The sequence below is a fragment of the Pseudomonas sp. PA-6-3C genome (genome assembly GCF_021605825.1).
GTDB lineage: Bacteria > Pseudomonadota > Gammaproteobacteria > Pseudomonadales > Pseudomonadaceae > Aquipseudomonas > Aquipseudomonas edaphica.
On record NZ_WKDV01000007.1, the window covers coordinates 156,138 to 168,671 of the forward strand.

Here is a 12,534-nt window from a genome sequence, read left to right on the forward strand (position 1 = left end):
ATAATTAATATGTTAACTACCGTCAAGCGTGGCAAAATCCGGCGGGATCAAAACAATAAGAAGAGTGTTCTGTGAAACCGATTCCGAACATCAACATCGGGCAGGTCTACGACCAGCGTTACAGCGATGCCGAGGTGCATTACGACAAGCTCGGCAACCTGGCGGGGTTTTTCGGGCGCAATATGCCCGTGCATCGGCATGACCGGTTTTTCCAGGTGCATTTCGTCAAGAGTGGCGCGGTGCGGGTGTACCTGGATGACCGCCAGTTCGTGGAGTCGGGGCCGATGTTTTTCCTCACTCCGCCCACAGTGCCCCATGCGTTTGTTACGGAGCCGGATGCCGACGGGCATGTGCTGACCGTGCGTCAGCAACTGGTGTGGGCGTTGATCGACGCCGACCCCAGCCTTGCATCGGGCGCCGCCTGCGTGGCGCTGACCGCCGATGCCGAAGGGCTGGATCAACTCTTCGGGGAACTCAGCAGCGAGATCAACGCGCAAAGGGCAGGGCGCGCCGCCGCATTGGAGAGCCTTACCCGCCTGATCATGATTCGCCTGCTGCGTCTGTGCGCCAACAGCCTGCCGGCCCGCCCGACACGGCATGAAGACCTGCGCATTTTCCATCGTTTCAACGAACTTATCGAAGCCCACTACCTGGAACACTGGCCGCTGGCGCGTTACGCCGAGGGGATTGGCGTGACCGAAGCGCGGCTCAATGAGGTGTGCCGACGCCTGGCCGACCTGCCGTCCAAGCGCCTGATCCTGGAGCGGCTGATGCAGGAAGCCAAGCGTCTGCTGCTGTTTACCGGCAGCTCCGCGAATGAAATCTGCTACCAGCTGGGGTTCAAGGACCCGGCGTATTTCAGCCGGTTTTTCCTTCGTTATGCGCAGGTGACACCGGGGGAATATCGGCTGCGGCAGTCGGGCTTGGGTTGACGCTCCAGGCGCCGCCCAGAGCCGTGTACAGGTTCACCTCCGCGACCAGTTGCGCCAGCCGATCGACGATCAGCGCCTGCTGCGAACTGAACAAGGAACGCTGCGCATCGAGGAACGTCAGGTTGCTGTCCACACCGCTGCGGTAGCGGTGCTGGGCCAGGTCGTAATAGGCCTGGTTGGCGGCGACGAAATCCCGTTGCGCGTCCAACTGGTCGTTAAAGGTTTGCCGGGCGGCGAGGCCGTCGGCGACTTCCTGAAACGCCGTTTGAATGGATTTTTCGTACTGCGCCACCGTAATGTCTTTCTGCAGTTTGGCGTAGTCGAGGCTGGCGCGCAGGCTGCCGGCGTTGAAGATCGGCAGGTTGATTTGCGGCTGGAAGGTCCAGGTGCCCGCGCCGCCCTTGAACAGCCCCGACAGCTCCTTGCTGGTGCTGCCGGCGTTGGCGGTGAGCGTCACCGACGGAAAAAATGCTGCCCGCGCCGCGCCGATATTGGCGTTGGCGGCTCGCAGTTGGTATTCGGCCTGGAGGATATCCGGGCGCCGTTGCAGCAAGTCGGAGGGCAAGCCTGCGGGCAGGCGCGCCACCAGGTCATCAGCGAGCGGGCGCGACGGCAGGTTTTCATCCACCGGGCCGCCCACCAGCAGGGCCAGGTTGTTGACATCCTGGGCGACCTGGCGCTCATAGCGGGCCACGCTGGCGCGGGTGCTTTCTACTGCCGTGCGGGCTTGCACCACATCCAGTGCCGAGGCCTTGCCCGCGGTTTTGCTGCGGCTGGTGAGCTGCCAGCTGTGGTCGTTGGCGGTCAGGGTTTGCTGCGCCAGGGTCAGCAGCTCCTGGTCGGCGCGCCAGGTCAGGTAGGCATTGGCGACGTTGGCCACCAGGCTCAGTTGCGCGCTGCGCCGCGCCTCTTCGGTGCCCAGATACGTGAGCATCGCCTGCTCGCTGAGGCTGCGCACCCGTCCGAACAGATCCAGCTCATAGGCACTCAGGCCCAGGGTGGCCGAATAGTTGGAAGTGATCGCCGACTTGCCGGTGCCGGTCAGATCGCCCGGTACTTTCTGGCGTTTGCCGGCGCCGCTGGCCGATATCGCCGGGAACAGGTCCGCTCGCTGGATGCGGTACTGCGCCTGAAACGCCTGCACATTCAGCGCCGCTACCCGCAGGTCGCGGTTATTGGCCAGTGCTGCGCCAATCAGCTGTTGCAGCGCCGGGTCGTGGAACAACTGCTGCCAGCCCGGCTCGACCGCCACAGTGCCGGCTTGCGCCAGGCTGTAGACCCCGCCTTGTGGGTACTGCGCCGGCACCGGCGCAGCGGGCCGCTGATACTCGGGGATCAGCGAGCAACCGCCGAGCACCCAGGCCATGCCAACGGTGGTGAGGGCGAATTTTTTCATCAGGCGCCAACCATCCATTTGGCCAGGCCATGGCGCCCGCTGACGCCCAGTTTGGCGGCGGCACGCTTGAGGTAGGTTTCGATCGAGCTGTTTTTCACGCTGAGTTTTTCCGCCATTTGCGGCACGGTGCCGCCGGTCAACAGGCCCAGGCACACCTCCTGCTCACGCGCCGACAGGGTGATATCGCTGAGGGACAGGCGCTTGTAGAACTCGCGCTGCAACTGTGACTGTTCCAGCTGGCTGTGGGCTGGTTCGGCCTGGCTGTGAGGGGCCTGGCGCAAAATCCGCGCATGCCGTTCCATCAACGGCAACAGGGTGTCCGACAAGCACTTGAGAAACGACAGTTCTGCCAGGGAAAAGCCTTGTTGGGTCGGCGGGCGGTAGAACGAAATCACGCAGCGTCGGTTGCCCTGGCGCGAGACCAGGTTGCACTGGTGCGAGGTGCCGCGTGGGTGTGCGCTGTTGGCCTTGGCCTTCATCTGGATCAGCAACGGGTCTTGCATGCGCAGCATTTCCCGTAGCAGCGGGTGGTCGTTCAACGCATGTACGGGCTGGGGCGCCAGCAGGTGTTTTTTCAACCCGGCGCTGCCCAGCAGCTGAATATCGATCGCGCTGTCACGCAGTTCGTCGAGTGTCCATTCACTCAGGTCGACCAAGTGAATCGGCACCCATTTATCCACCAGATGCAGCATGTTGGCGGCGAAATTTTCCTGGCCGCTGTTTGAAATCAATTCACCCATTTCGGCGTAGAACTGCGGGCTGTGGGCGCCGCCAATACTAGAAGTCAGACTCATAGCCATCTCATCCTTGATGTCGAAAACCGTCAACGGGTGCCCTGGGTCTGTGTGGGGCGGCCCGTACTCCTTGAACGTGACTCTTCTTCAGCGTCATTCGGCGTTCGAGATTTTATTTAGCCATAGCGATTTGTCCTACGTATGTAGCGGAAACGAGGGACACAAGCTGCCATAAAAACTACGTCATTAATTCGACGTTTCAGACGGAGAATTCCGCCAACGAAAAACCATGGCTAAAAATTAGAGCTGATTAACCAATTGATATTTATAGTAAAAATAAGTAATTGGGGCGTGTTGAGAAAAACTGACTGCGGCCATGTGTAGTCAATTTCCTACAGCGCTTTAATCGTTTCAGCAGTCAACCATCAGCCAAGCCCGTTTCCATCCATATGAATGTCCGGGTTTCGGGTGACAGACACCTTCGGATCGCCATGCTCAAATCCGGCAATTTTGGCGAAATGGGCCCGTGTGCGGCCGTGCCGGACTCCTATTGAGAAGGATCTTATGAAGCATTCCCCAAGCTTCCCCCTGACTGCCGCCCAGCAGGACATCTGGCTCGACCAACTGCGAGCAGGCGACTCGCCGCTGTACAACATTGGCGGCTATATGGATTTCGCCGGCCCCTTGGTGCCGGAACTGATCCAGCGCGCCGTCGAGTTGCTGGTGGCCAAGCACGATGCCTTGCGCACCCAGTTGCACACCGATACCGACGGCTTGCCTAGACAGACCTTCGACGCTGCGCTGACGGTGCAGGTACAACGGCACGACTTCTGCGCGCTGCAAGACCCGCAGGCCGCGAGCCAGGCGCTGATGCAAGCGCAAATGGCCCGGCCCTATGCGATGAGTGGTGAACCGTTATTGCGGTTTGTCCTGGTCAAGCTCGATGACGACCACTACCGCCTCGGCATCCAGGCCCATCACCTGATTCTCGATGGCTGGGGCTTTGGCCAGGTGCTGCAATCCCTGGCCCGGCTGTACACCGACCTTGAACAGGGGCGGCAACCGGAGCCGTACGCCCCGTCCTATATCGACTTTATCGACACGGACCTGCGTTACCAGGCATCGGCCCGTTACGCCCGTGACCGCGCGTACTGGCTGGACAAATACCAGGTGCTGCCCGAGCCGCTGCTGACGCCGCGCCACAATGCCCCGGCGTCGAGCAACACCTGGGTGGAGCCGTTCCCGGTGGCGCTGCTCAACCGCATGGAGCAAGTCGCCAACCGTTACCAGGCCTCGGCCTTCCATGTGTTGCTGGCGGCGCTGTACGTGTATTTCACCCGCACCAGCCAGCGTGAAGAGTGGGTGGTGGGGCTGCCAATTCTCAACCGTTCCAACGCGCGTTTTCGTTCCACCGTGGGCTTGTTCACCCAGGTCAGTGCAGTGCGTTTCCAGTTCGATGCGCAATTGCCGTTCAGCGCGGTAGTGCGCGGTGTGCGTGACCAGCTCAAGCAGGACTTTCGCCACCAGCGTTTTCCCCTGAGCGAGATGAACCGTGAACTGGGCCTGCGCCGTACCGATCGCGGCCAGTTGTTTGATTTGTCGGTGTCCTTTGAGCAGGACGATCACGACCTGCGCTTCGGCCAGGTCCAGGCCCGCGCGGTCAAGGTCTCCAACTACCACGAGCCGCTGCCGATTGCCTTCCACCTGCGCAGCAACCGTTACCAGGACACTGCTTGCCTGCACTGCGTGTACAACGAGGCGTGGTTTCGCGAGGACGAGGTGCAGGCGTTGGCGCAGCGCTTTACCTGGCTGCTGGAACAGGGGTTGGCGAATACCGCGTTGACGCTGGCTGAGTTTGCCTTGGTGACGCCGGCCGAACAGCTCCGGTTGCAGCAGTGGAATGCCACCGCACAAGCGCCTGCCAGCGCGCAAACCCTGCATCGGCGCATCGAGGCGCAAGCAGCGCGCACGCCTGACGCCATTGCGGCGGTGCATCAGGACCGGCAATTGACCTACGCCCAGCTCGATCAACAGGCCAATGCCCTGGCCCACCAATTGCTCGAACATGGCGTGCAGCCGGATGACCGTGTGGCGATTGTGGCGCGGCGCGGGTTGGACACCGTGGCCGGGTTGCTGGCGATCCTCAAGGCCGGCGCCTGCTACGTACCGGTGGACCCGGCTCACCCGGCCGAGCGCCTGAGCTACCTGCTGCACGACAGTTCCCCGGTGGCGGTGCTGGCCCAGCACAACGTGCTGGCGCGCCTGCCGATGCTCGACGTGCCGATAATCCGTTTGGACCTGCCGACGCATGGCCGCAGTGACAGCCCACCGGTGGCGGTCACGCCGTCGAACCTCGCGTATGTGATCTACACCTCAGGCTCCACCGGTTTGCCCAAAGGCGTGATGGTTGAGCACCACACCGTGTCGAACCTGGTGGACTGGCACTGCCGCGCCTTCAACCTGCACGCGGGCAGCCAGACGGCCAGCGTGGCCGGCTTCGGTTTTGACGCGATGGCCTGGGAAGTCTGGCCGGCGTTGTGCGTGGGCGCGACCTTGCACTTGCCGCCGGCACAGGACGACGCCCAGGACATTGATGCGCTGCTCAACTGGTGGCGTGCGCAGCCGTTGGACGTGTGCTTTTTGCCGACCCCGGTGGCCGAGTACGCCTTCAGCCAGCGCCTGCAACACCCGACCCTGCGCACCCTGCTGATCGGCGGCGACCGCCTGCGCAGTTTCAGCCGCGCACAAACCTATGACGTGATCAACAACTACGGCCCCACTGAAGCCACGGTGGTCGCCACCTCCGGGCGCGTCGAGGCGGGCCATGCGCTGCACATCGGCGCGCCGATCGACAATGCCACGGTGTACGTGCTGGATGAACAGCGGCGCCCGGTGCCGATTGGCGTGGCGGGGGAGCTGTATATCGGCGGCAAGGGTGTGGCGCGGGGTTACCTGAACCAGCCTGAACTGAGCGCCGAGCGCTTTGTGGATGACCCGTTCAGCGAGGGCCGGATGTACCGCACCGGCGATCTGGCGCGCTGGCTGCCCGACGGCAACCTTGAGTACCTGGGCCGCAATGACGACCAGGTGAAAATCCGTGGCGTGCGCATCGAACTGGGGGAAATCGAGTCCGCGCTGGCAAGCCATCCGGCGGTCCAGGAAGCCGTGGTGCAGTGTCGCGAAGGGCAACTGCTGGCTTGGTTTGTCGCCCGGCACAGCGTCGAAATCGAAGCGTTGCGTGCCCATCTGCAAGCCTCGCTGCCCGATTACATGCTGCCGGCGGCCTATGTGCAGTTGCACGCGATGCCACTGACTGCCAACGGCAAGCTTGACCGCAAGGCACTTCCCGCGCCCACGCAGCAAGCCTTTGTCACGCGCCAGTTCGAAGCACCGTACGAAGGCGCGGAAACCCTTCTGGCGCAGATCTGGGCTGAGCTATTGCAGGTGCAGCAAGTGGGGCGCCATGACCATTTCTTTGAACTGGGCGGCCATTCGCTGTTGGCGGTGCAGTTGGTGCAGCGCATGCGCCAGGCCGGCTTGCATGCCGATGTGCAGGTGTTGTTCGGCCAGCCGACGCTCGCCGCGCTGGCGGCGGTCAGTGGCGGCAGTGAGGTACAGGTGCCGGGCAATCGTATTGCGCCAGGTTGCAGCCACATCACGCCGGACATGCTCGCACTGGCCGAACTCGACCAGCCGAGCCTGGATCGTATCGTCGCCGGCATCCCCGGTGGGGCTGCCAATGTGCAGGAAATCTACCCGCTGGCGCCGTTGCAGGAGGGCTTGCTGTACCACCACCTCACGGACGCGCGCGACCCCTATCAGCAACATGCACTGTTCAGTTTTGCCCGTCGCGAGCAGTTGGAGGCGTTTGCCCAAGCGTTGCAGCAGGTGATCAACCGTCACGATATTCTGCGCACCAGCCTGGTGTGGGATGCGCTTGAACAACCGATGCAAGTGGTGTGGCGCCAGGCGCAGTTGCGCGTCGAGCCGCTGCAGGATCAGCACGCACCGCTGGATCTGCGCCAGGCGCCGCTGATGGCACTGGATTACGCCGAGGAGCCGCACAACCAGCGCTGGGTCGCCAAGTTGCGCTTTCATCACCTGGTCAACGACGCCACCTCGACCACTGTGCTGGTGGATGAAATTCGCGCCAACCTGCTGGGCCAGCAGGCGCAATTGCCGGAACCGGTGCCTTACCGCAACGTGGTCGCGCAGACCCGTTCGGCAGCGCGCCAGGCGGCCCATGAGGCGTTCTTTCGCGAGCGCCTGGCCGACGTTGACGAGCCGACCCTGGCGTTCGGCTTGCAGGAGCGCCAGGCCAATCGCGCCGACATCGAAGCGGCCGAACGGCCCCTGGCAGACGCCCTCAACCTGCGCCTGCGCGCTCTAGCGCGAGCGCTTGGGGTGAGTGCCGCGAGCCTGTTTCACCTGGCCTGGGCCCAGGTACTCAGCCGGGTCGCGGGCCGCGATGATGTGGTGTTCGGTACCGTGTTGCTCGGCCGTTTGCAAGCCGGCGAGGGCGCCGACCGTGCCTTGGGCATGTTTATCAACACCTTGCCGCTGCGCGTGCGCCTGGCCGGGCAAAGCGTGGTCGCTGCGCTGGCAGACACCCATGCGCAACTGAGCGCGCTGGTCGCCCATGAACAGGCATCGCTGGCTCTGGCCCAGCGTTGCAGCGGTGCATCGCCGCTGTTCAACAGCCTGCTCAACTACCGGCACACGGCGGCGGACAGGGACCTGAACCTGGTGCCGGGCATTGCGCTGCTCAGCAGCGAAGACATCCTCAGCTACCCGCTGATGCTGACGGTCGACGACGTCGCCAGCGGCTTTCGCCTCACGGCCAAGGCGCCGCGCAAGGTCGGTGCCGAGCGCTTGCTGGATTATATCGAGACGGTGTTGCGCGGCCTGGCGGAAGCCCTTGAACACGCGCCGACCACACCCCTGCGCGAGGTACAGGTGCTGCCGGCCAGCGAACTGAAAACGCAGTTGCTGGACTTTAATGCGACCCACACCGACTACCCCGAAACCCTCACCGTCCAAGCCCTGTTCGAAGCCCATGCGCGGCAGATTCCCAATGCCATTGCGGTGCAGGCCGGCGAACGGCAGTTGACCTACCGAGAGCTCAACGAGCGTGCCAACCAGCTTGCCTTTCACCTGCGCGAGCGCGGCGTCCAGCCGGATTCGCGTGTGGCCCTGTGCGTCGAGCGCGGGCTGGAGCTGGTGGTGGGGTTGTTGGCGATCCTCAAGGCGGGCGGCGCCTATGTGCCGCTGGACCCTGGCTACCCGCGCGAACGCCTGGCCTACATGCTCAGCGACAGTCAGCCCGTCGCGTTACTGGTACACGCGGCCACCCGTGACTTGCCCGGCGAGGTGTCGATGCCGGTAATCGACTTCGACCGCTGCGCCTGGAACCAGGCGCCTATCGGCAACCCGTTAGTGCCCGGTTTGAGCGTCGCCAACCTGGCCTACGTGATGTACACCTCCGGCTCCACCGGCACGCCCAAAGGCGTGATGATCGAGCATCGAGGCTTAAGCAACCTGATGCACTGGGGCTCCCGGTTGTGCCCGAATGCCCGGGGCGGCGCCTTGTTGCAACGTGCGCCGTTCAGCTTCGATGGCTCGGTGTGGGAGCTGTTCTGGCCGCTGACCAATGGCATGCGCCTGGTGCTCGCACGGCCCGATGGGCACCGTGAACCGGCGTACCTGGCCCAGGTGATCCGCGAGCAACAGATCAGCGTGATCAAGTTCGTGCCGGCGATGTTGCAGCAGTTTCTGGAACTGGAAGAGTCCGCGCTGTGCACCAGCCTCACCGACGTGCTCTGCGGTGGCGGTGAGCTCACTGAAGCCCTGGCCCGAGGCGTGCAGGCACGCTTGCCCAACGTGCGCTTGCATAACGTCTACGGCCCCACCGAAGCCACGGTGGACAGCAGCGCCTGGACCCTGGAACCCGGCGCCGCCGTGCCGGCCGTGCAACTGCCGATTGGTCGGGCGATCAACAACACCCGCCTGTATGTGCTGGATGAACATGACACGCCGGTGCCCATGGGCGTCAGCGGCCAACTGCATATCGGCGGCGTCGGCGTTGCGCGGGGCTATTTGGGCCTGGAACAGATGACCGCCGAGCGCTTTATCGACAGCCCGTTTGTGGCCGGTGATCGGCTGTATCGCACCGGCGATCTGGTGCGTTACTTGCCCGATGGTAACCTTGAGTTCCTGGGGCGCAATGACTTTCAGGTCAAGCTGCGGGGCGTGCGCCTGGAGCTGGGCGAAATCGAATCGCGCCTGGCCGCGCACCCGGCGCTGCGGGACGTGGCGGTGCTGATTCGTGATGAGCGTTTGGTGGCGTACTTTACCCTGCGCGGGCAAGCGCCAAGCCTGGAAGCCTTGCGTGCGTACGTGTTGGAACAGTTGCCTGAATACATGGTGCCGGCGGCCTTTGTGCAGCTTGATGAATGGCCGCTTAACCCGGCTGGCAAACTCGACCGCAAAGCCCTGCCGGAGCCTGGGTTGGAGGCGGTTGTGAGTCGCGCGTATGAGCCGCCGGTGGGTGAGGTGGAAACCCTGATGGCGGGCATCTGGGCCGACGTGTTAAAGCTTGCGCGGGTAGGGCGTCACGACCACTTCTTCGAGCTGGGTGGGCATTCGTTGTTGGCCGTGAACCTGGTGGCGCGGATGCGCCAGGCTGGGTTGGAAGTGGATGCGCGCACCCTGTTCAGCCAGCCGACGTTGGCGCAGTTGGCGGCCTGCACCACTGCCCAGGTACAGCGCGTAGAAGTGCCGCAAACCGCGATCCCCCAACTCAACCGCCGCCGCCGGATCTGAAGCCTGGAGGCGGGCAATGTGGGAGCCGGGCTTGTCGGGTCGCCGCATCGCCGCGATAGCGGTAGTTCAGGCAACGCCTCTGTTGCTGATACACCGCTATCGCAGCATGGGTATCTACACAACGTTTGAAGGCAGCCAATTTCTCCACAACAGCCCACCTGCCACAAAACCGGTTGTGTAGATACCTATGGCTATCGCAGGCAAGCCAGCTCCCACATTTTTAGACCACAGTCAGGCAGTTGGTTTTGGAGGGTTCAGGCACTCGATAGAGCGGTCCACCGTGGTCTTGGCCACCTCCAGCAAATGCCACACCGCCAGAATCTTCGCCCGCTGGGGGCTGGCCAGCAGATCGCCGCAATTGAGAGCGGTCGCTGAAGCGCTGTCGAGCAAGCTGGCGGTGTAGAGCAGGGCGTCTTCGAAGCTCAGGTCTTCGATTTGAACACCTTTGGAGGGCAGGTAATGGTCGATGGCGCGATTGAAGGCGGCGCGGTCTTTGGTGCAATTGCGGGGTGGGTCGGGGACGACTTTTTTCATGGTGTAACTCCGTGATGATTAGGAGTCGACACCCGTCGCGACTAAGCGAATGGGTGGCGGCTGTGCGCAGGTTAGTCGACCGGTCATCACGAAACCCGGCGCACCCGAAGGCGCCCTACGCACAGCCACCATAAAAATCGGTAGAAGACCGTGCGCGTGATGTTAGCGGGCGACTAAACCCGATCACTGATGAGCAGTGACGGATCGCAGACTAGCCATCGATTCCAACAGGCACAAGGCGGCAGGGATTGTCTAGGAAACGTCCTGCAATTAAAAGAGACACGCCTTGCTGGCCCTTTACAAACCATGACCAAACGCCATCAACCGCAGGTTCCGATTTGATCGTTCCCACGCTCCGCGTGGGAATGCAGCCCGCGACGCAAGTGCGCAATGGTGGAGAGACGCAGCGCGTCCCAAGAGGCGTTCCTTTGCTGCGCGTGGGAACGATCGCCATCAACCGCAGGTTCCGATGGAACCTTTTTTGCCGTCACCACCAACACACTGTGCAGTTTCGCCTGAAACGTCGGTGTCAGCGTTTCGACGCCGTTGGATTTTGATGGACAACGTGGCTCATGACCCCAACGCTTGGACACTTTCAGCCTTTCATACAGACGCGCGCGCCGACGTTGCCTGCCCCTCGCACTGAGGCCGACACCTGCAGCCTGCCGACGCGCGGGCAAACACGGCCGGCGGATGATCAACGCTCAGCGACGCAGATCTACAAGGACAACCCCATGCTGGGCACGGGCATCATGTCGCGAGCCTATGGCTGGAACCCACAAAGGCGTGAGCGCCAAACCAGACTGATCACCCACTTGAAGCGACAGGTGGGCGACTTTACCGCCGCCAACCCAGACCCCGTGTCGCGCGCCGACGCCATGTATCGCCTGGCGCGGGTGATCCACCACATCGACAACGACCCTTGTCTGCGCCGGGTCAAAGGCAGTTATCCAGGGGATGGGCGCCTGGACGTGCAGGGTATAAAGGGGGTTGCGTCCGAGGTGGACCGCCTGACTCAGTTCGCCGGGCAAGGCTACCGCGTACTGGGGGAGGGCGGTCGTGGGCTCGTCTGGCCAAAGCCTGCCCCCCACGCCCGCGCAGTAGGTGACCGACGCTCGGTGCAGGCAATCACTGTGAATCCCTTGTTCAAGGCACTTGATAACGTGCTCGACGCGAACGAACGGCTCGCCTTCAAAGTGCTCGTAGGCGGTGACTGGAACGACCCCCGGTTACCCGCCGATGTTCGCGCAGCCAGTGCCGCGAATGCTGAACACCTACTTGAATTCATTGATCAGCAAGGCGGCGCCCATTCCACGGCCAGTAACGGCGAAATAGACGGAAGGGTGGAGGACGTTCCTGACCTTCCTGCGTCTTACCTGACACGTGAGCATTTCACTTACCCCGGTTCTGAAGCGCGGCGGCTGTCGGATTTTGCTTATGTCGGTTATGCCGTGTTTGAGAAGCGCTAGCCGTGTTGCCGACGGGCACGTACTGCTGGCGTTCAATATCCTGTTGCATCACTGCGCAAATCAACACCAGCGAGCGTGCAGTGATTGTCGCGGACTCATTCGGTCATGTCCGATGTGTTGCGTTGCAATTGGCACAGCTCGAATGTTTGAAGTTAATCAGGTTGGAGCGAAAAGTAATACCGTTTATCGGATGGCTTGCCTGTTTTCTGAAAAAACATCTTCTGTTGTGCATGGGTTTTTTAATGTGGGGCGGAGGGTGTTTATAGAGTGGTGGTTTCTAAATTATTAATTCTACACGAATAAAAAGTAGTCATTGAAAGTTGGTTTCTTGTTGTCGGTTGTGCGCAATCGTTAGTCTTCTGATTTTGTTGAGGGATATTTCCTATTGCCTAGCGCGACTTTTCCTACGTCTGCGCCGCGAGAGATTTGCATTTTTTTTTAGTAGGGCTAAATTGGTTTTGTTGCTTTTAATAAGCAGCTTAAACACAGCTTATATATTAATGCTCTGGAGAAAGAAAATGAATATTGTTGAAGAATTTGGCGAGTTTGTTTTTGATTTTGATGACGAGTTTGGTTTTACATCACATAGCGGCAACGCTGGTGGATCAGGAAGCCAAGGGGGGTGCGGTGGTAGTGGTGGATGTGGG

General features: G+C 61.8%; 6 protein-coding genes. 3 read left to right on the forward strand and 3 right to left on the reverse strand.

Features of this window, described 5'->3' with window-relative positions; translation table 11 throughout:
- Positions 1 to 71 precede the first annotated feature (71 nt).
- Positions 72 to 932: a 4-hydroxyphenylacetate catabolism regulatory protein HpaA gene (gene hpaA, locus GIW48_RS07535; protein WP_138450176.1), complete on the forward strand. Its 861-nt coding sequence runs from the start codon at positions 72 to 74 to the stop codon at positions 930 to 932.
- On the opposite strand, the gene adeC is transcribed toward hpaA, so the two are convergent.
- Together adeC and GIW48_RS07545 are read right to left on the reverse strand one after the other, a co-directional pair.
- Positions 859 to 2,328 (reverse strand): AdeC/AdeK/OprM family multidrug efflux complex outer membrane factor, encoded by a 1,470-nt coding sequence (gene adeC, locus GIW48_RS07540; RefSeq protein WP_236461111.1) that lies wholly within the window; start codon positions 2,326 to 2,328, stop codon positions 859 to 861. The two genes, hpaA and adeC, sit on opposite strands and share 74 nt — an antisense overlap.
- Entirely contained in the window at positions 2,328 to 3,122 is a 795-nt protein-coding gene (locus GIW48_RS07545; protein ID WP_026013880.1) for a helix-turn-helix transcriptional regulator, read from the reverse strand. The genes adeC and GIW48_RS07545 overlap by 1 nt, the downstream gene beginning before the upstream one ends.
- Positions 3,123 to 3,626: 504 nt before the next feature.
- Between GIW48_RS07545 and GIW48_RS07550 the strand changes: the two genes are divergently transcribed.
- Entirely contained in the window at positions 3,627 to 9,884 is a 6,258-nt protein-coding gene (locus GIW48_RS07550; RefSeq protein ID WP_236461109.1) for a non-ribosomal peptide synthetase, read from the forward strand.
- Positions 9,885 to 10,115: 231 nt separating this feature from the next.
- Here the strand turns inward: GIW48_RS07550 and GIW48_RS07555 are convergent, their stop codons facing one another.
- The gene (locus GIW48_RS07555) at positions 10,116 to 10,418 is read right to left on the reverse strand and encodes a DUF6124 family protein (protein ID WP_236461107.1); all 303 of its coding nucleotides are present in this window, start codon (positions 10,416 to 10,418) and stop codon (positions 10,116 to 10,118) included.
- Between the two features lie 626 nt (positions 10,419 to 11,044).
- On the opposite strand from GIW48_RS07555, the gene GIW48_RS07560 reads away from it, so the two are divergent.
- Positions 11,045 to 11,887 (forward strand): hypothetical protein, encoded by an 843-nt coding sequence (locus GIW48_RS07560; RefSeq protein WP_236472893.1) that lies wholly within the window; start codon positions 11,045 to 11,047, stop codon positions 11,885 to 11,887.
- Positions 11,888 to 12,534: the final 647 nt, after the last annotated feature.